Source organism: Paenibacillus lautus (assembly GCF_050482385.1).
Taxonomy (GTDB): Bacteria; Bacillota; Bacilli; order Paenibacillales; family Paenibacillaceae; genus Paenibacillus_AQ; species Paenibacillus_AQ lautus_B.
Genome location: NZ_JBCNHV010000010.1, coordinates 281,399 through 306,016, shown reverse-complemented (window position 1 = coordinate 306,016; position 24,618 = coordinate 281,399). Strand labels below are relative to the sequence as shown.

Genomic DNA, 24,618 nt, shown 5'->3' with positions numbered 1-24,618 from the left:
TTGGCCTTCTTTTCTACGTCAGAGGAGTAATGGAGATGAAGAATCAGCCGATCTTTAACTACCAAAGTGAAATGGATAAGCTTCGTGCCCGGTTTCAATTCGATTTCGTGTCCATGGCATTGGTGCAGCCGGCTGAGGATCGATTTGTTTTGACCTGGCAGTATGTCTCGGGAAATATAAACGAGAGGTATAAGCGCATCGTTTTACATTCCGGCAAAGGCATCGCCGGCATGGTGTTTAAGACAGGAAAACCGATCCTGATTCAAAACGTGAACGCTGATATTGAATCAAGGGATTTATATAATTATCCGATTATCGTTGCCGAGCAGTTGAAAAGCCTTGGTGCAGTACCGCTGTGGGAAGGCTCTCGCGTCAGGGGTGTTTTGCTTGTGGGATATCGCAAGGAAAACGTGCTGGATGCAATGTCCTTTGAGTCGTTTCAGGAAGGAATGGGAACGGAATTTGGTGCTTTTTATGCCAAGGAGGTATCACAGCCTTGATTCAAATGACGGATGAGCATTTAAGCGAATTGCTTAGAAACATGTATCATAATAGCATGGAAGCTATTTTTTTTATTGACGAAAAGGGCAGTGTGGTGGCTATGAATCCGGCCGCAGAAAAGATCCTTGACATTGAAGTGATCGAGAGGATGCAGTCTGGTGCGGATGGTTCCTTCTGCCAAACCTGCAAAGGGTACACCGATGAACAGGATCTCATAACCTGCTCCACATGCTATCTGGATTACCCAGATGGCGAGTTTTCGTCGTTCCAAGTCTATCTTAAGACACGCGGCGAAGGAATCGTTCCCTATGCGGCCAGTTACCATATCATCGATGAAGCTCGCGGCATCCGGGTGATGATGCTTCTCGACCTGACGAAGCAGCAGAAGACACAGGAAATGCTGCAGCGGACGAATATGCTGAAATATGTCATCAAGGCACAGGAGGACGAGCGCAAGCGGATATCCCGCGAACTGCATGATAGCGTGGCTCAAGAGCTCTTAAGCTCGCTGGTCGACCTGCGTGTCGTTAAATATATGAATGTGGGCGAGGATGTGCTTAAAAAACTGCAACAGACCGAGGTGTCTTTAACCAGGCTTCTGGATGATATCCGGCATTTATCCGTTGAACTCAGACCGGCTTCATTAGATGATTTGGGGCTTGAGGCTGCATTCCGCTCCCATTTTAAATGGATCGGGAAGAATTACGGTATGCTGGTTGAATTCTCTGCCGAGTTAGCGGCGGCCCGCTATGGCAGCGAGATTGAAACGGTGGTGTACCGGGTTTGCCAGGAAGCGGTACTGAATGCCATGAAATATTCAGGAACGGATGAGGTGCATGTACGATTATGCGAAGTGAATGGCTACCTTCAGTTAACCGTCCGGGACCTTGGAGTCGGGTTTAACAGGGTCATAGATGAAGCTAAGGGAACCGGACTGGGACTGTACGGGATGCGGGAACGCGCAGAGCTCGTCGGTGGTCAGTTTATTTTGCTATCCGCTCCCGGTGAGGGTACAACGATTCAGCTTAACATTCCGCTTACGAATGGTGACGATAAGCCGGAGGTGATGGTGACATGAAAATTGTGATTGCGGATGATCATGCCGTGGTCCGCAGCGGATTTTCCATGATTCTGAATTATCAGGAAGATATGGAGGTCGTTGCGACGGCGGCAGACGGTATGGAGGCTTACACCATGGTGGCGAAGCACCGGCCGAATGTGCTGTTGATGGATTTAAGCATGCCTCCCGGCGAAAGCGGATTGATTGCAACCGGCAAGATCAGCAGTGAATTTCCAGATACGAAAATTCTGATTCTAACCATGTATGATGATGACGATTACCTGTTTCATGTTTTAAAAAACGGGGCTTCAGGTTACGTACTCAAAAATGCGCCGGATGATGAATTAATCTCCGCCATCCGTATGGTGCATAAGGGAGGGACCTATATCCATCCCCAGATGGCTACTTCCCTGGTTCGGGAGTTTATTAAGAAAGATAGCGAGAGCGCGGACCAAGATCCGTTTAACAGTCTGTCCAAACGGGAGATTGAGATCCTGCCCCTGATCGCCAAGGGTTATGGCAATAAAGAGATTGCGGAAAAACTTTTTGTATCGGTCAAGACGGTGGAAGCGCACAAGGCCAAAATTATGGACAAGCTGAATTTGAAAAGCCGTCCGGAGTTAGTGGAATATGCATTGAAGAAAAAATTGCTGGATTTTTAGTCCTTACGTATATAAAAGGGCGCAATAAAGGGTTGTTGCTTTAAGGAATAGGGAAGTTCCCCAGAGAGATTCAGGGAACTTCCCTATTAGCATTGTGAATAGGTGCACGTACAATAGGAGCTGGGGATCAATTGCCATTCATTACGCTTTAGAAAAGGTGATGGAAATGATCAAAAAGCTGCAGCTTCCGCTGCAAACAATGAATCTGGTGCTTGGCTTTATGGTATGGGTCATCATCTCCGCGCTCTTGCCGTTTATTCGGGAGGATATCTCCATTCCGGCAGACCGCCTCGCTATTCTGACAGCTATTCCGGTGGTGCTGGGTTCGGTTCTCCGGATTCCGCTTGGCTATTACGCCAATGTCGTGGGAGCACGAATTGTTTTTATCGTCAGCTTTATCCTGCTGCTGTTTCCGGTTTATTTTATCAGCTCGGCTTCATCCTTTACGCATTTGGTCATCGGTGGCTTGTTTCTGGGGATCGGGGGGGCCGTGTTCTCGGTCGGTGTGACCTCATTGCCTAAATACTATGCGAAAGAAAAGCTGGGACTTGTCAATGGGATTTACGGGATGGGCAATATTGGCACCGCCATTACCACGTTTGCTGCACCGGTCATCGCGACTCAGATCGGATGGTCCAAAACCGTCCAGCTGTATTTGGTTCTGCTGCTGATATTTGCCGTGCTAAATGCACTCTTAGGCGACCGTAAAGAAATCAAGGTGAAAACACCGATTATGGAACAGATCAAGGGTGTATATAAAAATGAAAAACTGTGGTTTTTCTCTCTGTTTTATTTCATTACATTCGGTTCGTTTGTAGCTTTTACGGTGTACTTGCCGAACTTCCTGGTCACCCATTTCGAGCTTGCGAAGGTGGACGCCGGGATGCGGACGGCAGGGTTCATTTTGGTAGCCACTTTATTACGTCCTGTAGGCGGCTGGCTTGCAGATAAATTTAAACCGCTGTTCTTATTAATGGGCGTATTCTTAGGGCTAACGGCTGCGGCCATCCTGTTGGCATTCTCTCCGTCCATTGGCTTGTATACGGCCGGATGCTTAACCATAGCCGTTGGTGCCGGTCTCGGAAACGGGGTTATTTTCAAACTCGTGCCCTATTATTTCAACAAACAGGCCGGTATTGTGAACGGTATCGTGTCTATGATGGGCGGCCTTGGCGGATTCTTCCCACCGCTGATGCTTTCCTTCATCCATTCGGCTACGGGGCAGTATTCCATTGGATTCATGGCCTTATCGCAGGTTGCGCTTGCCAGTTTCGTTATTGTGGTATGGATGTACTACCAGGACAAACTTTCCGTGCAATCCGAGGTGTTTAACTCCACCGGCCAGGGGATTCTGGTTACGGATCCGAACGGTAGGATCAATGCAGTCAATCCGGCATTCACGAAGTTAACCGGATATTCGGAGGAGGAAGTGCTCGGCAAAAATCCGAGCGTATTGAAGTCCGGAAGGCAATCACCGGCGTTTTATCAGGCGATGTGGTCTGAAATCAGGGAACACGGGAGCTGGCAGGGGGAGATTTGGAACCGCCGGAAAGACGGGGAAGAGTACTTGGAGCTGCTGACGATTAACGCGGTAAAGGACGAATCGGGTGACATCGTACAATATGTGGGCACCTTCAGCGATATTACTTATCATCCGCCTGGCCGTTGTTCGAATGGCTGAAGGTATGAATTATGATGGGGATGAGTCGATGGATTGGAGAGGGAGAGACGCATGAAAAAGCCGAGGGTTGTCATCCCACGGGAGCATGGTGGCTGGGCTATGGTCAGTGTACCTTATATCATAGGAATGGCGGCAGCCAAGCCGGTTCTGCTGCACCTTCCGCTATTTTTGGCCTGGTTAGGTTTATATATGGCGTCCTATCCGTTTCTGCAATCCTTAAAGAAGACGTCCCAACGTAAAAATTGGATATCCTGGGGGATCATTTATGCCCTTATCGCCGTTGTTTTTCTGATTCCGGTGCTTGTCTTCAAACCGTCGATGCTCTGGTTTGCACCTGTGCTGCTCATCCTGATCATGGTGAATGTTTGGCATGTTCTTCAGAAAGCGGAGCGGGCGCTGTTAAATGATATTTGCGCGATTCTGCTGTTTTGTACCGGAGGCGCCGCTGCTTATATGCTGGGAGGCGGTGGTTTCGATCCGATGCTTGCCGCCGTCATTGTGTATAATTTCCTATATTTCACGGGCACCGTGTTCTTTGTTAAATCGGTCTTCCGTGAGCGGAAAAACAGGCGCTGGACGGTTTACGCAAGATTGTATCATGCCGTGATGTTGGTTCTGCCGATCCTCTTCGGGAATCCGTGGATGTGTCTGCCATTCGTATTTCCGTTCCTTAAGACGTTACTGTATTCCGGAAAAGCAATGAAACCGATGAAGGTCGGAATCATCGAGATTGTGGGTTCCGTCCAGTTTTTATTGCTGTCCATGATCTTGATATAATCTGCCGTTTTCATAAAAATCGATTCCATCGTCCATTCTGTTATAATAAGCGAAGGTATACAGAAGGGAACGATGTTCATATGACATATACAGCGCAGCAGGTGGCCGAATGGATGGTGGAGGAAATCCGGTTTACCGGTAATTTGTATCAGACGGAGGCCATCCGCTATGTACGCGAGAACTTCGGGGAAGAGTTTGTTTTCGTTAACGAAAACGGTAATGCTTCACTGTCCAAGGAAGTGAAGAAGGCATTCCGCAAACTGCATGGCGGTCGGATCGCTTGGGATCGTGACGGATTCATGTGGGCATGGACGTAGTCTTGCTGTAACCGAACAATCAAAAAACGGGAGAGGCCGGATCGATAGGTCGCCTCCCTGTATTAATGAGAACGAGGGTGTCCCAAAAGATCTTAGATCTGGCGGGATGCTCTCTTTTTCTGTTAGGAGGCGCTCCGTGTACGAATCGTTCCTCCCATCGCTAAGGCGGCCAAGATCAAAACAGAAGCCATAGCGGTGTGGGAATAACATCCTGAGCACCGCCATGGCTTCATTTGACACACGTTCTGTTTATGAGAGCCGTACGTCAAGCAACTAAATCTACTTTTGGGACGGCTCTTTTTTTCCTGACTTATTTGATTCGGTGAACCGTGAATTGTCCGGTTGAAGCGTGCAGGGTCTTCGCAGTCTGCCCCGGGTCCAACTGGCGATGCCGCTCTACCGCATAGCGGAACTCGTAGAAGCCGCCAAGCGTCGCCTTGAAATTGGTTTCCCAGTAGTTGGTCAATATCCAGGCATACGTGGCAGGACGGCTGTCCGCAGGCTGCATGGTGTGGAGCAGCCGGGGCGCGTGCTCCAGCGTTCCCAACTGTACGAGCGGCGTGTCTGTCATGGACAGAATGAGCGCTTCCCGTTCTTTGGCTGAGTGCCAGAATATTCCCTCTTGGACACTGGTGTAATCCAGGCAGGTTCCGGGAATCTGATCCTTCCATGGCCGGACATGACAGCCGGCTTTTTCTACATATAGCTCGGCTTCAGCGCCCATGGTGAATGGCAAAGCCACATAAACATTCTCCGGCAGCCATACGCTGTCCTTGTGGAAGCGGACGGACACCTCGACACGAGGCTGGTTCGCATACATCTTGATGTGGAGGGCATAGTAGCTGAGCCCTTTCACGTCAAAGACTAGCTCCACCAGGGCAAACAGCGGCCCGTTGTCCAGGACGGTGGCTCGGGTCAGGCGCCCTCTGTCCCGCTGGACGTTGACACCCTTCCGGTTGCGACCCATGCGGCGGCGGGTGGAGCATACCTCGGATGGATTATGCTCATCCTGTGCCGGCGTAACCTCGTACACGGGGGTGAATGGCCCGTGCTCGCGTGTTTCGTCCAGCAGGTCTGCCGAGCGTGTCTTATCGATCCAAGCCGTAATGCCTTCGTTCATCTCCCATTCGATCCGGAAGGATTCGGATTCGATCGAACGCTTGCCCACCACGATTGGATATGGAGTTATGGGCTGGATCTGGATGTCGGCGATTCCTTCGCACGCAATTGGTTCAGTGTTACGTGCGGTCACCATGTTCCCGGAAGCGGAAAGTGCGTCTGGCGTTTCGTGCGGCTGGATATGCAAGATCCGGGACTCATCCGGTTGAAGTGGGAGCTCTGTGACAAGCGCTCCGGTATGAGTCAATTGGTACGGTAGTGGCTGTCCGGTCGTTTCGTCGATGAGTTCGAACTTTTTCTTCAGGATCACGTGTTCCCAACCATCCAGCGGGATGGCGACCTGCAGTGTCGCCGCGGCCGGTTCCGTGTTGATCACCTCGTAGCGCAAGGGACGATGAGGGGCAAGCAGTGCGCCCTGACGGGCAACAAGCGTTTTATCCAGCGCCCGGTAAGCCAGCTTGCTGGCTTCGGCCGCGTAGGCTTGCTTCCGCACCTCCAGCATTTGCACCTGCGGGTGCCATGGCTCATACACGGAGGAATGATAGCCCCATGTATGCTCCGCGTACATGGTCAGTGCCTGTGAGGCTTCCTCGATCTGTGTCAGGCTTGCCGCACCATGAACCGGATCGAGCCGCTTGACCTTGCGAAGGGTGCGCTGGGCATCCCGGTAAATCTGGGTATGCATCGCTGTTGAAGCCACCCCATCGGTCCACCAGTCCGGCCAATCCCCCCGGTGTACCGGAAGCGCGGACAGGTCCTCCTGTTTCAATGCTGCAAAAAATTCGGACAGCGTAGCCATCTTAATGGTGATTTGGTCGCCGTATTGTTCATTCCAATTCGTAATCCACTCCGCGATATCCGCATTCGGGGATGCATTGTCCGTGCCTAGGCCGGAGACCATGACCGGAACGAAGGAATAGGGATAGGATTCCTGCTCGAGATTCCATAAATACCGGTTAATCCGTAAAGCAGCGATGTCGTTATGACGCTCCCCAGGCTCCATCAGGTTATGCTGAAACTCGTCTTTGATAATGTATTTGCCCAGTGCATCCGGACAGAACCCGAGCTCGTTGCCGAACATATAATGTTCGCCGTTCCAGACAAGCAGCTTGCCGCCACTTTGACTTTCCCACCAGAACGGCGTTTGTTTGCGGCCCAGCGGATACATGCCGTGATGCGTATGGATGCAGGAAAACAAATGCTCGATGTTATGTTGCAGCAGGCTTTCAGCATACCCCCAGCTGTACCCGTTAATGTCTGCGGTCATGGCGCTGTCGATCCGATGTCCGAAGGTCTCCGCGAACCTTTGTGCCTTGCCGTGATTCCGCAGAAGGAGGTCGAAATCCGGGAGCTCGGTCATATTGAGATAGGTTCCGGACAGTTCGATATCGCCACGTTTCACCGCTTGTTGAAAAGCTTCTTTCTCTGCCGGAGTTGCTGCTTCGAGAAATTTCTCGACGGCCCAGAAGGTCTCGCAGGTCCAGCGGAATGTTTTCCATTCTGGGCGCTCCCCGCGGTGTGCGGCTTCCGTGATGCCTAGTGCCTGGCGGATAAAATCTACATGGTACTGCTCGATTCTCTCTTGGCGCTCGGTGTAGCCGATATCCGTGTGGGAATGATGGATGACATAGATCGTCCAGGGGCGGGCGGGTCGATGATTGCCTTGGGTTGATAGGTTCATATAGTGGTAACCTCCTATAAATTAATTGGGAGCGGAAACATGATGATCCGGATCCCCGAATAACTTCTCAATGCCGTTAAACACAGCCGCCGTTCCATCTGCGAGACTGTGAACCGGAACGGCATGCCTGCCTAAAGCTAGCTGGATTTCCCTTTCCCATAAGGGCAAGCTGTACGAGATTTGTCCGCCCAGCACCAGGCGGCTCGGTTTGAACTCGGATAGATAAGGCAGGAGCATCTCACCCAGCCTGGTGCCGTATTCCCGGAATAAATCCTGAGCTTGCGCGTTACCGCCCGTCGCTGCTTCAGCGAGGTCGGCTACGTCGGTCCCGTCGGTCAGGAGACCCCGCTCTGAAGCCATGTTCAGAATGCCCCTTCTCCCGAAATAGCTGTCCACGATGTGATCCCGGTAAGGCTCCGCAAACAGCATTCCGCTGCTTGGGATACCATGCCTGCCGGTTACGATTTGACCATTCTCCACAAAGGCAGAGCCAAGGCCTGTACCGAGCGTAAGACATAGGAGACGCTCCGATGGGAACCGGATCGAGGCCCCAAGTCCGAACATGAAGGCGTCATTCCCGAACCGGATATCGGCCGCAGTCAGACGATTCATCGTGACACCCGGGAAGGATGGCTTGAGTCTTTGAAATTCGAAGCGGAGCAGATCCCGAACCGACAGCTTGAACAGGGCTTCATATTTGCCGATGCCTTGAAGAAGCGCGATGCCCTTTGCATAATCGAAGGGCCCTGGAAAAGCAAAGCCGATCCGGATCGAATCGTGATAATCCAATGGCCGGAAGGACGAAGCGTAATAGGTGATCAGATCATGACAGGCTTTGGCGAAGCTGGCGATTGTATCCGCCGCGGCTCCTTGCGATTCCGAAGGCCGGGTTAGGAACGAGCCAGGGATGAGCTGCCCGTTCACGATGAGCGCTCCCTTCAGAGCGGTGCCGCCAGCATCGAGCGCGATCGTGATAGGGGCAGGGGAAGGCACGCTTTCTGGATCGGCGCTATCATTGCGACTCATTGAAATTCCCCGCTTTCGGTTGCCCAGTGAGGCGGAAGAAGCGGAAGATTCCACTCCGGATTGACCCTGGCGGCGATCAAGGCGCACGGGGAGCCGGACAGGTTCTCCAGACGGTATTCTCCCACACATGCCGGGACGATGTAGGATTCCGCATAACCCCATTCAACGGCCGCACCCTCGTCCGCTGCCGGTACAAGGCGGACACGTTCGCCTTCGACGAGATTGTACATGACGAATTCTCCTTGTGTGTCCGCATTCCATGTTTCATGCAGGGTCAGCCTGCTGACCTGGAATAGCAGATCATCCCGTTGACCGAGCAGTTCCTCCGAACTGCTGCCTTGACGGCTTATGACGGTTGGCCGGGCGATAAGTCCGCTTTCTACCGCGGACGTATCCATGGCGTCATTGATATTGTGGCGTGCATGCTCAGGGTTCATCGGGCGCGGCTTGCCATCCGCGTCCATTCGTAGGTAATCGTAGATCTTGAACGTGAACCACCAGGTGGTTGAGGAGATTTCCAGCACCAGATTATCCCTGCCAGAGCAGTGGACCGTGCCTGGTGGAATGAGATAAAGATCCCCTGTTTGCGAATCGTACTCGTTAACGTAGTCGGAGAGCTGAAGCGGCTCTTCCCGAAGCTGGGCATCTTCTACTGCTCCAAGCAGCCGTTCGCCGCTGATTCCTTCCTTCAGCCCGAGATACACCTTGGCTCCCGGGGCATTCCGCATGATGTAGTATGACTCTTGCTGCGTCATATGTTCATTGAACCGCGACTCGGCATATTCTTGCAGCGGATGCACCTGCAGCGATAGCTCGCCGCCCTGCATCGTATCCAGATAATCAAACCGGATCGGGAAATAATCGCCGAACAGCCGGACATTACGTGCTCCCATGATCTCTTGAGGCGCTGCCTCCATCAGCAATGTGAACGGAACCTCGAAGGTGATATCCTGTACGCACAGCAGAAGCGTATTCTCGGGAGCGATGGGCTCAAAGCTCCAGGCGCAGTTCGGCCATTCGTCGGGAAGGCCGCACAATTCCTTAAGGTATTGGCCACCCCATATTCCCGGGGCAAAAAACGGCTTGACCCGAAACGGCTGCTGACTAGCTTTATGCAGTACGTTTGCCAAGGCTGCTGCCGGCAGCCACACCGGCTCTTCCGGACGATTGAAGTCCATGTAATACGCTTGGGCTTGGTTGTCGGAGTGTTGGGCGTGGATATGATGGGCTAACCAGTCACGACGGTAAGTCTCCCAGACGGGCCACTCGAGAAATAAACAATTCTTGTAAGTCTCAACCTTGTCGTGGGAGACACCCAAGCCGAAGCTGCCCATATGTTGGGCATGGCGCCGCTGCTGGTTTTCGCGGGAATAATCGGCGTAGAAGCAAAGGTCGGGGGTCCGGCCTTCAAGCAGCGAGGCGCCGGGTCCGTGCAGTACGTATATGCCGCGCATCGCCTCAAATTCAAGCGCGCTTCTTTTCAAGGCAAGTCGTGCGTCCTGTTGAAAATATTGAATGGGGCGGACATCGGTTGCTTTATAGCCGAATGCCCGGTTATCAGTCAGATAAGGAGCCATCTCGGCCCGGAGCTCGGCTTCGGGTTTGACATAACTGGACGTGGAATCGCATGAGAAGGCGATCCCTTCTTGCTCACAGGTTTGCTGAAGTTTGGCCAGCAGTTTATCGAAATCCGCGCCGTGGCTTCCGTCAAGCGTAATGAAGATACTGCGCTTTTCTTGCGCTTCATGCTGGGATTTTTGTTCGTAGGTCGATAGGATCAACGAGCACCATGAGTCGATCCCATTCTTTATGAATTGGGGTCCGCTTCGAAAGTCCAAGTGATTGATCGGGTGTGATTGAAAGGCCGTTGCAGGTTTCATGGATTGATGGTTCCTCCCTTCCGGAATGTCTGTTACGACTTCATTGTAGAAGGCAAGGGAGGATCCGTCTTTATAAAAAGAGGAAGTGTTTTTGTACGATCAGGACATCGCTGTCTCTAGCGACTAAAGATCGGAGTCGTAACGACCTTCCGAAAATTGCGAGCGCCTGAAGCGGGCCGGGGTTACACCAAGCTTGGACGTAAACACCCGGGTGAAGTAGTGCACGGACTCGAATCCGCAAGAGACGGCAATTTCTTTGATTTGCCGGTCTGTATTCAGAAGCAGGTGTTTAGCCTGCTGCACGCGCTGCTCCTGCACATAATGAACAAAGGATTGATGTCCGTATTTCCGGAACAGTCTTGTCAAATGACGGGTCGTAACGTGAAGATGGCCAGCCACACGCTCCAGCGAGAGCGGCTCGCTCAGATTATCCTTGATAAACAATTCGGCCTGATGAAACATCGAAGCTCCTTCTTCGTTTGCTCCACCATCGGAAGGTTCTTGGTAGAAACCGGGGCCGTGGGCAGCCAGAATCGATAATATGAGTGAAATAGCCATGCTGTTCAGCATATGCGGCGGGTGCTGCTTACCGCCAGAGCCCGACTGAAACACGGATAACAGCGAAAGCCACAAGAGTCCGGTCGCTTGCCCGGCACCTTCCTGAAGCACTGGAATGCCTTGGCTGGCTAACCTTCGGAAAGCAGTCGTATGGAGATCGTTGTTTGCCGATTCATCCAGCTCAAAGGCAACATAACATAAGGCCAAGCCTTCCCTGCTCTTAATTTGGTGCTGGACCCCCGGCCTTGAGAGAAACAGAGTGCCTGAATGAACATGGAACACTGTTTCGTTTTCGATATAGGAGCCGCAGCCTGTCAACACGTAACAAGCTTCAAAAAAAGAATGTTTATGCTCCGTATTGTCATAGTGGCGCGGCATAAATCCCCAGTAGTGGATGCGAATGCTCAGTTCCTGCTGATCAATACGGTTCAAGGTTCGGTTTAATATGGAATTGGCCCGTTTAAATAACGGGATGAAAGTTTCGTCATCGATTTGCATGGGGGATGGAGCTCCTTCTCAAAATTGGCAGATGTCTGTGCCAAGAATATAGGGTTAAATGGGACTTATGATCCTTCTCTATTGTATATCATAGATAAGTTTATTGAAAAAAAAGGGTATAGTGATGTAATGCATAGACAGCTACACAAGTTCTTCATAAGTAGTTGCTATGCTATGAACATTCAATATCAGAGAGGAGTTCATTATATGTCAGCTAAGAAACGATGGAAGCCGCTTATTCTGGTTGCGTTAGCATCCCTCATTCTCATACTGGGAGCCTGCGGAAATACGAAGAGCGCAAACTCCGATAACAAGGAAAACACGGAGGCCACCGGAAACATGGATGGCATGGATCATGGCGGCATGAACCATTCCGGCTCGGGCGAGGTTCCGGAAGGGTTGAAGGCGGCAGAGAATCCAACCTATGCGGCCGGGACCCAAGCGATCATCGAATCCGATCACATGCCCGGAATGAAGGGGGCCGAGGCAACGATTGTCGGGGCGTACGATACGACGGTGTACACGATATCGTATACGCCGACGAGCGGCGGACCCGAAGTAAAGAATCATAAATGGGTGATTCATGAGGAGCTGAAGGATGCTGGGAAGGAACCCTTGGAACCGGGAACGGAAGTCGTTGTGAATGCGGATCATATGGAGGGAATGAAAGGAGCCACTGCCGTTATCGATTCGGCCGAACAAACGACGGTCTATATGGTAGATTTCACGACGACAACCGGCGAAGAAGTCAAGAACCATAAGTGGGTAACGGAGAGCGAACTGGCCCCCGTACAATAGAAGTTTTATGAAAAAAAGAAAACAATCGTTCTCTATATCAAGAGAGCGATTGTTTTTTTGCATATGACGGTAAGGCTCAGCTTTCTTTGATCTGCTTCAGTGCGTCCGTCACTTCCGGATACCGAAACTGGAAGCCGTGACGCAGCGCTTTGGCCGGAAAGATTCGCTGGCCCTTTAGCAGAATGAGCGACATTTCACCCAGGATGGCTTGGAGCATGAAAGCAGGCAGGGGGAGCCAGTGCGGACGGTGGTAGACCTTGGCGATGCTCCTGCCGAATTCATCGTTCGTGACCGCATGCGGGGAAGCCGCATTCAAGGCTCCGGATATGTCCTCGTGCCGAATGCAATAATCGATCAAATTCACCATATCGTCGATATGTATCCAGGAGAGCCATTGCTTGCCGCTGCCGATCTTGCCGCCAACGCCTAGTTTATAGGGCAGCAGCATTTTGGGAAGGGCACCGCCGTTTCCACCCAGAACAACGCTGATGCGCAGCTTGATCAAGCGGTCAACCGTGATGCGGTCGGCCGCTTGCTCCCATTGCAACACAACCTCGGAAGGGAAGTCCATAACCGTGGCAGGACTTTCCTCATCAAACGTTTCAAACTCGGATGTGCCGTAAATGGCCATCGCCGATGCTTGAATTACGACCGGAGGTTTATGCTCCAGGCGGTCCATCAGTTCGGCTACGGAGGAGACAGTTCGTTGTCTTGACTGAAGGATTCTCTGCTTGCCTGCTTGCGTCCAGCGCTGACTAAGGGAAGAGCCAGCTAGGTTAACGAGGGCATCCAAATCCTCAAACCGCTCGGGATGGGACTTCATCTCATCCCACGTCAGATAGGATACATGCCCGTTCGGTTGGTGATGGGGAAGAACGTCTGGCTTCGATCTGGTGACGATGATAACGTCATGTCCGTCGCGCTGCCAACGCGAGCACAATGCCTGCCCAATGAAACCGGTGCCTCCGCAAATGGCTATTCTCATATATGAACCTCCTAAAACTTATAATTTTCCCCTGACAAAATATCGCTGAGCATGATTACCCGTAACACGTTGAAATGAGTGTAGAAAGTAATAAGAGTATGTTTTTTTGAAGCTGAATTTAACATTATACAATCAATTATACAAAAAATGCGGTATGATTCCGTTATATGATTTTTCGGTCATTACTTCATTTTGTTCATGATTTAAATGGTAAGGGGTGCGGGATGGGACTTATAGAGAAACTTCAAACTGTGATCATCATGGGCGCGGTGGCGGTCGGGCTGTTATTGGGGCAGCTTCCGGTTGTTGCGGAATATGCAAACTACGGGATCGTTCCTTTTTTGCTGCTGATGTTGTATGGATTGTTCTTGACGATACCGCTGAAGCAGTTAAGAGAGGCGTTCAAGAACATCAAGTTTCTGGGGGCCAGTACCGTCATTAATTTTATCTGGACGCCGCTGCTTGCTTGGGGACTCGGCGCTGTCTTTCTATCGGATCACCCGGCGCTTTGGATCGGATTCATTATGCTGATGGTGACCCCATGTACCGACTGGTATTTGGTGTTTACCTCGATTGCCAAGGGGAACGTGCCTTTGTCAACATCGGTGCTGCCCATTAATCTGATCCTCCAGGTGCTGCTGCTTCCGCTATATTTGCTCTTGTTCTCCGGCACGATCCAAACGATATCGATGGGAACATTGATCGAAAGCGTGCTGCTTGTGCTTGTAGTTCCGTTCACGCTTGCACATCTCACCCGTTTCTTGCTGAGAGCGAAGAAAGAGGTGTTGGAGCATAAGGTGATGCCATTATTTGGCCGGGCACAGATTGTCTTTCTATGTCTTGCCATTGTCGCAATGTTTGCGTCTCAAGGGTCATACTTATTGAACCATATGGACATGATTTATATTCTCATTGTTCCGATCCTGCTTTATTTTATGATGAATTACATGTTGGGCAACGCGGTGGGCAGAATGCTGCATTTCTCCTACGAGGATTCGGTCAGCCTCCATTTAACGATCATTGCCCGGAACTCCCCGGTAGCTCTCGCGATCGCCGTGACGGCCTTTCCGGAACAGCCCGTGATTGCTCTAGCCTTGGTCATCGGCCCGTTGATCGAACTGCCTGTGCTTGCTGTTGTCTCTCAGCTGCTGCTTTTATCAAGAAGAATGAAAGTGAAGTCGATCAAATAACTGTGCTCAGGCCCTTTGATGAAACTGGCACGGTGAATCGCAGTATCAGAATAAGCTGCAAAGCTTGAGTGAGAGAGAAACCAGAAAAACAGTTTGCCGCACCCGTTTCCTTGGAGCCAGGGGGTGAACAAACTGTTTTTTTGTGCAAGCATGGCAGCGGAAAGTCACGCAAACGCCTGCCTTACGATCCCAACGGCCTGATCCAGTTCCGCTTTGGTGATGATGAGCGGAGGGGCGAAGCGGATAATGGATTCATGAGTTTCTTTGCAGAGCAAACCGAGATCCTTTAGTTTCTCGCAGTAGGTTCTGGCTGGGACTTTAAGTTCCATGCCGATAAATAGACCTCTGCCGCGCACCTCCTGAATATCGGGATGCCGGATGGATCGAAGCTGCTGAAGGAAATATTCGCCGAGCTCCAGGGAGTTGTCTTCCAGCCCTTCCTCCATGAACACATCCATGGAAGCGATGGCCACCGCGCAGCCGAGCGGATTCCCGCCGAAGGTGGAGCCGTGGGACCCCGGCTCGAATACACCGAGAATATCCGCATCCGCCACCACGGCAGAGACGGGAAAGACGCCGCCGCCCAGCGCTTTTCCGAGGATGTACATATCCGGCACGACATCCTCCCAGTCGCAGGCAAAACGTTTTCCTGTCCTGCCGAAGCCGGTCTGGATTTCGTCCGCGAGCAGAAGAACGCGATGCTGCTTGCACAGTTCCATTACGCCGCTAAGGTATCCGTCAGGAGGGATGATGATACCGGATTCTCCCTGGATCGGCTCTACAAGAAAGGCGGCCGTATTCGGTGAGATTGCCTGCTTCAGCGCTTCCAGGTCGCCATAGGGGATGACTTTGAAGCCCGGCGTGAACGGGCCGAAGTCTTCCCGATATTCGCTGGATGAGGAGAAGGAAGTGACGGTGATCGTGCGGCCGTGGAAATTACCTTCGCAGACGATGATTTCGGCCTGATCTGCCGGTATACCTTTCTTCCGGTAAGCATAACGACGTGCTGCCTTGAGTGCCGTTTCAACAGCCTCGGCTCCCGTATTCATCGGAAGGATCATGCCTTTGCGGGTGAAAGCAGACAGCTTCTCGTAAAACTCGCCCAATTGATCATGATGGAATGCGCGCGAAGTCAGGGTCACCTTATCTGCCTGTTCCTTCAAGGCCCTGATAATCCGGGGATGACAATGACCTGCGTTCAGCGCCGAGTAGGCGCTTAACATATCGATGTACCGCTTGCCGTTCGAATCCGTCACGTGGATGCCTGCCGCTTCGGCAATAACGATGGGAAGCGGGTGGTAGTTTCTCGCACCGTATCTTTCGGCTTTCTCGATATGCGGGTTTGAAGGGTCCATGGTGTAACCTCCTTGGGAGTCTAATGAGACCTAACGGGGTGGATGGAACCGTATACCTTGCTAAAAATGGTCTCTCATTATCAAGTAAGGGGACGCGTCACAAGATGCTTTCGCCTAGCATGGAGCCGATTAAGCCGACAAGCAGCCGGGACGTTGTCTGTCCGCGGTCCAGCAGCGGGTTGTTCTCCACGAATTCGGCCGAGGTCAGAATACCGGATTCCGACAGCATCTCCATGGCCAGATGCGCTTCCCGGTAACTGAGTCCGCCCTGAACCGGGGTTCCCGTTCCGGGCGCGATTTTCGGATCCACACTATCGATATCGAAGGAGAGGTGAACGCCGTCCGTGCCCGTTGACGCTATTCGGATAGCCTCCTTCATCACCCGGAACATGCCCATGCGGTCGATGTCCTGCATCGTGAAGCAGGTAATGCCTTCCCGGCGGATGAAATCCCGTTCCCCCTGATCGAGGGAACGCGCGCCAATGAGCACCACATGCTCCGGCTTGATCGTTGATTTTTCGCCGCCGATCGATGTTAGCCGTGCATCACCTCTTCCCAAACTGACAGCCAGCGACATGCCGTGGATATTGCCGCTTGGAGTTGTATCCGGCGTATTGAGATCGGAGTGGGCATCAATCCAGATGACGCCCAGGCTTTGATAGTGCCGGGTAAGCCCGGCTATCGTGCCGATTGCAATGCTATGGTCACCGCCAAGAACAAGCGGGAAGACGCCCGATTGTGCCAGGGCGGACACATGAGCTGCAAGCTGCTCGTTAATCGTTATGACTTCTTTCAGATGTTTTAATTGAGGATGGTGCCCTTCATCCTTGTGTTCGGGGAGTCCAGCAAGGTCATCGACCTGGTAGGATACACCGAGCGCGTCAAGCTTGCGTTTCAAGCCGGCTCCGATAATCGCATTCGGTCCTTGGCTTGCGCCGCGGCGGGTAGCACCCCGGTCAAACGGCACCGGGACGATGGTTACGGTGGACGGAAGATTTCTCATCATAGGCTCACCTCCACTTTGTAACAGTGTATTCAGGAGCCCGGCTGAGTGACTAGGGCAAACCCCTATACAAGCTGATCCAATATGGAAAGTTGAGGTGAAGCTGCCATCAGAAAAATACCCCTGATGCATGATTCACCGGGCACCGCAGGGGGCCTTATGATCCTGTATCAAGGGTTGCAATTCGTTCATATATGACAGTATTTGCGGTCTGTCTTCCGAGAAAGCACGTCGATCGACGTTTATTTCACCGTTTTATTATAGGTTTCGATCTTGGAGCTGATCTCCTGAGCGGCTTTGTCCAGCGCTTCCTGCGCCGATTTTTGCCCGTTCAGCACTTCTTCGATTGCTGTTTCCGTCAGCTGGCGGGCTTCAGGGAATACGCCCATGACAGCGCCCTGTGTTGCCAGATTGGCTTTCGTTTGATGCAATTGGTCCACGGCCGTCTGGAATTGCGGATATTTCTCCAGGTTTTCTTTCACGAGAGCCTCTTCGTAAGCTTTTGTCGTTACTGGGAAGTAACCAGTATTGACATGCCAGTAGGCTTGCGTTTGCGGCTCGGCCAAATACTTCATGAATTCCCAGGCTGCCTGCTGCTCTTCTTCCGATTTATTGTTCATCAGCCACAGGCTTGCACCGCCGATAATAACGCCGCCTTCGCCGCCGTCAGCCGGCTTTGGCAGGAACGCCGTACCGACTTCGAATTTGCCTTCCGCTGCGCTGACGATTCCGCGGAGGGAAGCCGTCGAGTCCAGCGTCATGGCGATTTGACCTGCCGCAAATGCTTTTTTGGTGTCGTCCGTTTTACGTCCCAAGTTCAGGAGGACCTTATCGTCCAGCATTTGCTTCCACCATTCCAGCGTCTTCACGGCAGCGCTGTTGTTGACCTGCGAAGCGGTTGCCGGGGAAGTGCGGCCGTTGCCGTTGTTCAGCAGCTCAACGCCTTGGTTCGCGAGGAATTGCTCCATGAACCAGCCATAGATCGCGAAGGAAGCGCCGGTTTGGCCGCCTTTCGTTAGCGTCTTAGCGGCTTCCGCTACCTCTTCGTAGGTTTTTGGAGGATTTTCCGGATCGAGTCCCGCCGCTTTAAAGGCATCTTTGTTGTAGTAAAGTATCGGGTTGGAGGAGTTAAATGGCATCGAATACAATTTGTTGTCGAATGTATAGTAATTTTTGATATTTGGTTCCAAGGAGGAAATGTCGTATGCTTCAGCATCCATGAAGTCCTGAACCGGACGTATGGCCTTGGTATCCATCATGAAACGACTGCCGATTTCGTACACCTGGATCATGCTTGGACCGCTCTTCGATCCCAAGGAGGCCTTCAGCTTGTTCAAGCTCTCATCGTACGTTCCTTGAAACACGCCCTCCACCTGAATGTCCTTGTGGGCTGCATTAAAATCGGAGATCAGCTTGTCCGCGACGGTCCCGAGCTCTCCGCTCATGGAATGCCACCACACAACCTTAACGGGATCTTTGGCTGGCTCGCTGCCGGCAGCAACGGTCGTTTCTCCAGCGGCTGGCGTATTGCTGCAAGCGGCGCTGATCAGCATAAAGCAGGAAAGCAGGAGCAGCGCGAAGGACCTTTTACCAAAACGTTTCATGATCGGTTAATCTCTCCCTTTTTGAAAATAAAGTATGGTTTGATCTATCAGAAATTGCGCGGCCCGTTTTTTATCGCTAACCGGCACGCAAGGCTGATTCATTATAGTCCGACTAATATAGCGATTAGCCTTTCAATGCACCTGCTGTGATGCCGCGGACAAGCGGCTTCAATCCGAGTGCAAGCAGCAGCAGGGAAGGAAGCAGCAGAAGGAGTACGCCGGACAGAATCAAATTCCACGAATTCATCTCTTCGAACTGCAGCATGCCAATCCCGATCTGGACGGTTCGCATCTCGACGCGGTTGGTGGTCAAGAGCGGCCACAGGTACATGTTCCAATTGTTCAGGAACGAGTACACGCCCAGCGTGGCAATTCCAGGTACGGATAACGGCACCACCATGCTCAGAAAAATCCGGACATGGCCGCAGCCGTCCACGCGGGCCGCTTCAAACAGCTCCTTCGGCAGCTGCAGGAAGGCTTGTCTGAGCAGGAAGGTTCCGAAGGCGGTTGCCAGAAATGGAACGATAAGCCCTTGGTAGGTATCGAGCCAATTCAAGCTTTTGACCGTCAGATAGTTCGGGATCATAATCACTTCCCACGGGATCATCATGGTGGCGAGAAAGAGGCTGAACAGCAGTGTTTTTCCCGGGAACCGGAGGAAGGCAAAGGCGTAAGCCGCCAGGCTTGCGGTCACGATCTGCCCGACCATGATGGCAATGGAGACGACCAGGCTGTTTCCGATAAAGGTAAGGACAGGGATCGTATCGATCACCTTGGCGAAATTGGACAGATTGATGGCTTCCGGAAGCAGAGGCGGCGGATAAACGGCCGATTCAGCCTCGCTCATAAGCGATGTCGACAAGGTGTATAGAAGCGGAAAGGCAACGACCAGCGAACAGAGCAGCAGCGCGAAGTAGGTGAAGCTTTTGGGCATGAGACGCATGTTCATTGGTAATGCACCTTCTTCTCCACGAATTTAAATTGAAAGACGGTTAGCAGCAGAATGATCGCAAACAGGATGAGTGCTTGCGCACTGCCGATGCCGAAGCGGAAGTTGACGAATGCATCCTGGTAGATATTGAACACGATGACGTTGGTGCTGTTCATCGGACCGCCCTTGGTCAGGATGTTGATCTGTCCAAACGCTTGGAAGGCGCCAATAACGGACACGACAGATGTGAAGAATAACGTAGGGGAGATGAGCGGCATCGTAATCCGGAAGAAGGTTCTGAACGGACCGGAGCCGTCAATCTTGGTGCTGTCGTAGATATCCTCGGATACGCCCTGCATGCCGCTCAGCATCAGGATGTAATTAAACCCAAGATTCATCCAGACCGTCATAATGGCAACGGATATCATGGCCCATTTCGGATCGGTCAGCCATTGGATGGGCTGCGTGCCGAGTTGCGACAGGAAATAATTCAGCATGCCCATAGTCGGATGGTAGAGGATCATCCAGATCATCGAGCCGGTACCGACGGATACGGCCATGGGCAGCGAGAATATAAAACGGAATATTTTCATGCCTTTCAGTTTATTGTGCGTCAGGGCTGCGAGCAGTATGGCGGCTGCCATGCCGGTCGGGACCGTCAGTACGATAAACAGCAGTGTGTTGCCGAAACTGGTATAAAACATCTCGGAGGCTAGTATCTCCTTGAAATTATCGAACCCAACGAATTCGGCTACCCGACCTTGAGGATCGGTCAGGAACAAGCTCAGATAGACGGATTTGAGCAGCGGATAGAACAGAAACAGACCGAAAATGAGCAGCGAAGGTGCTAGACATGCATAAGCGAGCATGATTTCCCTGCGTCTTGTTTTCTTGATAGAGATCGGTTTCACCGCTGTTGAAGGCTCAGCTTCGCTGACTGGCGGTGTCAGAGAATGACCCGGAGAAGGAAGCATAAATTCTTTTTCCATCATCATGTTTACCTCACTTTCCTGCTTGGCCTTACAGGTATTGAGTATAGGAGCCGGATGTAAACTCCAGTAAAGGTTTTTGTAAGAATACCGTAATTTATTGCTGGCCATGTTAGTTACTGAAGGTGAGTTTGCCAGTGCCCGGTACAAAAATATTCCAATCCTCAAAAGCTTGCAGGTTAAAAAAAGATGTGATATGTTATATCTGTAACCGGTTACACATGAATGAGGTGATGACGGTAATGGCAACGATTAAGGATGTGGCAAACCGGGCTGGCGTGTCCGTGGCCACGGTTTCACGGGTTTTAAATGGAAACGGTTACGTGCATGAGGACACCAGGTCCAAGGTAGAACAAAGCATTCGCGAGCTGAATTATACGCCGAATGAAGTAGCACGTTCTTTATATAAAAGAAAATCCAAATTGATAGGACTTTTGCTTCCGGATATTATGAACCCTTATTTCCCGCAGCTTGCCCGCGGAGTCGAGGATGAGATGCAGGAAAATGATTATCGGCTGATATTCGGGAACAGCGACGAGAGCAAAAAGAAGGAAATGGAGTACATCCAAACCTTTGTCCAAAATAATGTGGTTGGTGTCATATCATCAACCAATGATCCGGATGCCGACATATATGCAGGGCTCAAGATCCCGGTTGTATTTCTGGATCGAACCTCATCGGATCGTCCTTCCGTATTTGCGGATGGTCGGCAGGGAGGTAGAATTGCGGCACAGGAGATGGTTAGGCGAGGCAGTAAAGCGATAACCGTGATTCAAGGCCCGGCGGATGTCCGTCCTGCCCAGGAGCGTTTTGAAGGTGCTGTTGAGGTTCTGGAAGAACAGGCGGCAGCGTATCAAGTGCTGAAGACGACATCGTTTTCTTTAACCGACGCGGAAGGATTCGCCCAGCAAGTGTTCATTGAGCAACCGGACACGGACGGCGTCATCGCAAGTAACGATATTATGGCATCCGCCGTAGTCAAGGAAGCGCATCGGCTGGGGAAAAGGGTGCCGGAAGATGTACAGATTATAGGATTTGACGATATTCTGCTCAGCCGGCTGCTGGCCCCGCCCCTGTCTACGATTCATCAGCCGGCATATGAAATGGGCCGGGAAGCGGCCAGATTGCTTATTGGACTTATTGAAGGGCAGCACATCGAGAGAAGCAGTATCGAATTCTCGGTAGAATTTATTGAGCGGCAGACAACGAGAAAGGTGGAATCATAATGGCGAAGATCGTGGTAATCGGAAGCGCGTCGATGGACTTGGTGGTCACCTCCACCAAGCGCCCCGGAGCGGGAGAGACGGTGCTGGGCGACAGCTTTAAGACGGTACCCGGAGGGAAGGGAGCCAACCAGGCCGTTGCGGCGGCGAGACTGGGTGCAGAGGTAACAATGATTGGCTGTGTAGGTGAAGATTCCTTTGGCGAAACGATTTTGAGCAATTTGCAGGCGAATGGTGTTATTACGGAGTATGTGGAACCGGTTACAGGTATTGAAAGCGGAACCGCACACATCATATTGGCTGAGGGAGACAACAGCATCGTGGTGGTTAAGGCTGCCAACGATCGGATCACGCCGGATTATGTTGATCAGGCAGCGGAGGTTATCCAGGCAGCGGATATCGTGTTGATTCAGCAGGAGATTCCGGAGGAAACGGTGGTGCATGTCAGTGAATTATGCGCAAGATATCAGGTGCCGTTGATGCTGAATCCGGCTCCGGCCCGCCCGGTGCCGAGCGTCGTTATTGAACGGGCGGCTTACATTACGCCGAACGAACATGAAGCGGCGATCTTGTTCGGAGAGGAGCCACTATGCGACGTGCTGCGCCGTTATCCGAACAAACTGATCGTGACGGAAGGCAAGCGGGGAGTTCGTTATTTTGACGGCAATGAAGAGGTTGTGGTTCCCGGCTACAAGGTGGAAGCCGTGGATACGACGGGAGCCGGTGATACATTCAATGGCGCTTTCGCCGTGGCACTGTCCGAAGGCATGAGCATAGCCGACAGTCTGAGATTTGCGAACCGCGCAGCTTCCTTATCGGTCATGAAGTTCGGAGCGCAGGGCGGAATGCCGTCGCGCCTCGAAGTGGAAGGGAGTCTTTGATCATGAAGAAGAACGGCATGCTGAACAGTCACATCGCAAAAGTGCTGGCAGATCTGGGGCACACCGATACCATCGTTGTTGGCGACGTGGGCCTTCCGATTCCTCCAGGCGTTCCGAAGATCGACCTGGCTCTCACGCTGGGGACGCCAAGCTTTACCGAGGTGGTGGAGGCGATCGCCGACGACATGGTCATTGAAAAAATCGTGATCGCTGAAGAAATGAAGCTTGATAATAAGGAAACACTGCATTATATACAGGAAAATTTTCAGGATTGCGAGATCGAGGCTTGCTCACACGAGCAGTTCAAGGTACAGATTCGAAACGCCAAGGCGGTTATCCGTACAGGCGAAGCCAAACCCTATGCGAACTGCATTTTGCAGGCTGGTGTTCATTTCGGTTAAAAAGGAGGAAGCACCATGAACATTGAGATGACGAATATTCATAAATCCTTTGGCACGAACCGGGTGCTGGCAGGCGTGGACTTTGATCTCCGGGAAGGAGAGGTTCATGCCCTGATGGGAGAGAACGGCGCAGGTAAATCGACGCTGATGAATATATTAACCGGTCTTCACAACCGGGATGAAGGCAAGATTGTCATCGACGGTAAAGAAACCTATTTTGCTAATCCGAAGGAAGCTGAAGAGAGAGGCGTTGCCTTTATCCATCAGGAGCTTAACATCTGGCCGGAGATGACGGTTCTGGATAACTTGTTTATCGGCAAGGAGATGACGTCCGGCCTCGGTTTCCTCAATATGAAACAAATGAAGGCGCTTGCGAAGGAACAGTTCGGCAAATTAGCGGTGACGATACCCCTTACGCAGGAGGCGGGAGAATGCTCCGTCGGCCAGCAGCAGATGATTGAGATTGCCAAAGCGCTGATGACTAAAGCGAAAGTCATCATTATGGATGAACCGACGGCGGCGTTGACCGAAAGGGAAATCGAGAAGCTGTTTGACGTCATCCGTTCATTGAAAAAACAAGGCGTATCCATCGTCTACATCTCGCACCGGATGGAAGAGATTTTCACGATCTGCGACCGGATTACGGTCATGCGGGATGGTAAATCCGTCGATACCAAAGCCATTCCGGATACGGATTTTGATGAAGTCGTCAAAAAGATGGTCGGCCGGGAGCTGACCGAGCGTTATCCGACGCGACATCCATCTCCGGGTGAACCGGTACTGGAAGTGAAGAATATTAGCGGCAAGGGACGGTTCGAGAATGTAAGCTTTTCGGTTCGTGCCGGCGAGATCGTTGGCGTATCCGGCCTGATGGGGGCAGGGCGCACCGAGATGATGAGAGCGATCTTCGGATTGGACCCGCTGGATAGCGGCGAAATCTGGGTACGCGGAAAGAAAGTTTCGATCAAGAAGCCGGATGACGCCGTGAAACACGGCATTGGATTCATAACAGAGGACCGCAAGGATGAAGGGTTGGTCCTGGATTTCTCGGTCCGTGAAAATATGGCACTCCCCAATCTGTTCAGCTTCTCATCCAAAGGCTTCATTTCCGGGAAGAAGGAGCAGGATTTCGTGGACACCTTGACGAAGCGGCTGCAGATCAAGACGCATACATCCGAGACGCTGGCACGCAATCTGTCGGGTGGTAACCAGCAGAAGGTCGTTATTGCCAAGTGGATCGGCATTGGGCCGAGCGTGCTTATCCTGGATGAGCCGACACGCGGCGTGGACGTTGGTGCGAAGCGGGAAATTTATCAGCTAATGAATGAACTGACCGAACGCGGCGTGGCGATACTGATGGTGTCGTCGGAGCTGCCGGAGGTGCTCGGAATGAGCGACCGGATTCTCGTTGTTCACGAAGGCAGGATTTCCGGTGAATTAGATCGCGAACAAGCCACGCAGGAACACATCATGACTCTAGCTACAGGAGGTCAGTAAT

22 protein-coding genes are annotated in these 24,618 nt (G+C 51.9%); 12 read left to right on the top strand and 10 right to left on the bottom strand.

All coding sequences use genetic code 11. The annotated features are described in order from the left end of the window. The first annotated feature begins 35 nt into the window (after positions 1–35). The 6 genes from ABEW73_RS12435 to ABEW73_RS12410 all read left to right on the top strand — a co-directional run bounded on the left by ABEW73_RS12435 (position 36) and on the right by ABEW73_RS12410 (position 4,998). Entirely contained in the window at positions 36–500 is a 465-nt protein-coding gene (locus ABEW73_RS12435; RefSeq protein ID WP_430170849.1) for a GAF domain-containing protein, read from the top strand. After that, on the top strand, positions 497–1,579 hold the full coding sequence (locus ABEW73_RS12430; RefSeq protein WP_430170847.1) for an ATP-binding protein: 1,083 nt from the start codon (positions 497–499) through the stop codon (positions 1,577–1,579). The genes ABEW73_RS12435 and ABEW73_RS12430 overlap by 4 nt, the downstream gene beginning before the upstream one ends. Continuing rightward, positions 1,576–2,223, top strand: coding sequence for a response regulator transcription factor (locus ABEW73_RS12425; protein WP_215156207.1), 648 nt, complete (start codon positions 1,576–1,578; stop codon positions 2,221–2,223). The genes ABEW73_RS12430 and ABEW73_RS12425 overlap by 4 nt, the downstream gene beginning before the upstream one ends. Before the next feature lie 166 nt (positions 2,224–2,389). Continuing rightward, positions 2,390–3,904, top strand: coding sequence for a nitrate/nitrite transporter (locus tag ABEW73_RS12420; protein ID WP_430170845.1), 1,515 nt, complete (start codon positions 2,390–2,392; stop codon positions 3,902–3,904). Between the two features lie 51 nt (positions 3,905–3,955). Beyond that, entirely contained in the window at positions 3,956–4,681 is a 726-nt protein-coding gene (locus ABEW73_RS12415) for a YwiC-like family protein (protein WP_430170843.1), read from the top strand. An 80-nt stretch (positions 4,682–4,761) separates the two neighbouring features. Continuing rightward, a complete protein-coding gene (locus ABEW73_RS12410) occupies positions 4,762–4,998 on the top strand; it encodes a DUF6953 family protein (protein ID WP_076320777.1) in 237 nt (78 codons plus the stop codon). Positions 4,999–5,308: 310 nt separating this feature from the next. On the opposite strand, the gene ABEW73_RS12405 is transcribed toward ABEW73_RS12410, so the two are convergent. The 4 genes from ABEW73_RS12405 to ABEW73_RS12390 form a co-directional block, all read right to left on the bottom strand. Next, the gene (locus tag ABEW73_RS12405; protein ID WP_430170842.1) at positions 5,309–7,798 is read right to left on the bottom strand and encodes a glycoside hydrolase; all 2,490 of its coding nucleotides are present in this window, start codon (positions 7,796–7,798) and stop codon (positions 5,309–5,311) included. A 21-nt stretch (positions 7,799–7,819) separates the two neighbouring features. After that, the gene (locus ABEW73_RS12400) at positions 7,820–8,824 is read right to left on the bottom strand and encodes an ROK family protein (RefSeq protein ID WP_430170841.1); all 1,005 of its coding nucleotides are present in this window, start codon (positions 8,822–8,824) and stop codon (positions 7,820–7,822) included. Further along, on the bottom strand, positions 8,821–10,704 hold the full coding sequence (locus ABEW73_RS12395) for a class I mannose-6-phosphate isomerase (protein WP_430170840.1): 1,884 nt from the start codon (positions 10,702–10,704) through the stop codon (positions 8,821–8,823). The genes ABEW73_RS12400 and ABEW73_RS12395 overlap by 4 nt, the downstream gene beginning before the upstream one ends. Positions 10,705–10,827: 123 nt before the next feature. Beyond that, positions 10,828–11,760, bottom strand: coding sequence for a helix-turn-helix domain-containing protein (locus ABEW73_RS12390; RefSeq protein ID WP_430170838.1), 933 nt, complete (start codon positions 11,758–11,760; stop codon positions 10,828–10,830). Positions 11,761–11,967: 207 nt separating this feature from the next. Here ABEW73_RS12390 and ABEW73_RS12385 point away from each other — a divergent pair, with 207 nt between their 5' ends. Beyond that, on the top strand, positions 11,968–12,558 hold the full coding sequence (locus tag ABEW73_RS12385) for a YdhK family protein (protein ID WP_430170837.1): 591 nt from the start codon (positions 11,968–11,970) through the stop codon (positions 12,556–12,558). A 76-nt stretch (positions 12,559–12,634) separates the two neighbouring features. On the opposite strand, the gene ABEW73_RS12380 is transcribed toward ABEW73_RS12385, so the two are convergent. Beyond that, positions 12,635–13,543: a TIGR01777 family oxidoreductase gene (locus ABEW73_RS12380; protein WP_430170835.1), complete on the bottom strand. Its 909-nt coding sequence runs from the start codon at positions 13,541–13,543 to the stop codon at positions 12,635–12,637. A 224-nt stretch (positions 13,544–13,767) separates the two neighbouring features. On the opposite strand from ABEW73_RS12380, the gene ABEW73_RS12375 reads away from it, so the two are divergent. Then, positions 13,768–14,733 carry an arsenic resistance protein gene (locus ABEW73_RS12375; protein WP_430170833.1) on the top strand — a complete coding sequence of 322 codons (966 nt, stop codon included), beginning with the start codon at positions 13,768–13,770 and terminating at the stop codon, positions 14,731–14,733. A 164-nt stretch (positions 14,734–14,897) separates the two neighbouring features. On the opposite strand, the gene ABEW73_RS12370 is transcribed toward ABEW73_RS12375, so the two are convergent. The 5 genes from ABEW73_RS12370 to ABEW73_RS12350 all read right to left on the bottom strand — a co-directional run bounded on the left by ABEW73_RS12370 (position 14,898) and on the right by ABEW73_RS12350 (position 20,621). Continuing rightward, positions 14,898–16,088 carry an ornithine--oxo-acid transaminase gene (locus tag ABEW73_RS12370; protein WP_430170831.1) on the bottom strand — a complete coding sequence of 397 codons (1,191 nt, stop codon included), beginning with the start codon at positions 16,086–16,088 and terminating at the stop codon, positions 14,898–14,900. 97 nt (positions 16,089–16,185) lie between these two features. After that, a complete protein-coding gene (gene rocF, locus ABEW73_RS12365) occupies positions 16,186–17,091 on the bottom strand; it encodes an arginase (RefSeq protein ID WP_430171256.1) in 906 nt (301 codons plus the stop codon). A 242-nt stretch (positions 17,092–17,333) separates the two neighbouring features. After that, positions 17,334–18,695 (bottom strand): extracellular solute-binding protein, encoded by a 1,362-nt coding sequence (locus tag ABEW73_RS12360; RefSeq protein ID WP_430170830.1) that lies wholly within the window; start codon positions 18,693–18,695, stop codon positions 17,334–17,336. Positions 18,696–18,819: 124 nt separating this feature from the next. Further along, a complete protein-coding gene (locus ABEW73_RS12355; RefSeq protein ID WP_430170828.1) occupies positions 18,820–19,644 on the bottom strand; it encodes a carbohydrate ABC transporter permease in 825 nt (274 codons plus the stop codon). Next, positions 19,641–20,621, bottom strand: coding sequence for a carbohydrate ABC transporter permease (locus tag ABEW73_RS12350; RefSeq protein WP_430170826.1), 981 nt, complete (start codon positions 20,619–20,621; stop codon positions 19,641–19,643). The genes ABEW73_RS12355 and ABEW73_RS12350 overlap by 4 nt, the downstream gene beginning before the upstream one ends. Before the next feature lie 236 nt (positions 20,622–20,857). On the opposite strand from ABEW73_RS12350, the gene ABEW73_RS12345 reads away from it, so the two are divergent. Genes ABEW73_RS12345 through ABEW73_RS12330 form a run of 4 tightly spaced genes read left to right on the top strand, consistent with a single transcriptional unit; the run spans position 20,858 to position 24,617 of the window. After that, on the top strand, positions 20,858–21,841 hold the full coding sequence (locus ABEW73_RS12345) for a LacI family DNA-binding transcriptional regulator (RefSeq protein WP_430170824.1): 984 nt from the start codon (positions 20,858–20,860) through the stop codon (positions 21,839–21,841). After that, positions 21,841–22,719, top strand: coding sequence for a ribokinase (rbsK, locus tag ABEW73_RS12340; RefSeq protein WP_430170822.1), 879 nt, complete (start codon positions 21,841–21,843; stop codon positions 22,717–22,719). Before ABEW73_RS12345 ends, rbsK begins: the two co-directional genes overlap by 1 nt. Before the next feature lie 2 nt (positions 22,720–22,721). Next, entirely contained in the window at positions 22,722–23,120 is a 399-nt protein-coding gene (gene rbsD / locus ABEW73_RS12335; RefSeq protein ID WP_430170820.1) for a D-ribose pyranase, read from the top strand. Between the two features lie 15 nt (positions 23,121–23,135). Next, positions 23,136–24,617 carry a sugar ABC transporter ATP-binding protein gene (locus tag ABEW73_RS12330; protein WP_430170819.1) on the top strand — a complete coding sequence of 494 codons (1,482 nt, stop codon included), beginning with the start codon at positions 23,136–23,138 and terminating at the stop codon, positions 24,615–24,617. The last annotated feature ends 1 nt before the right edge of the window (position 24,618 follow it).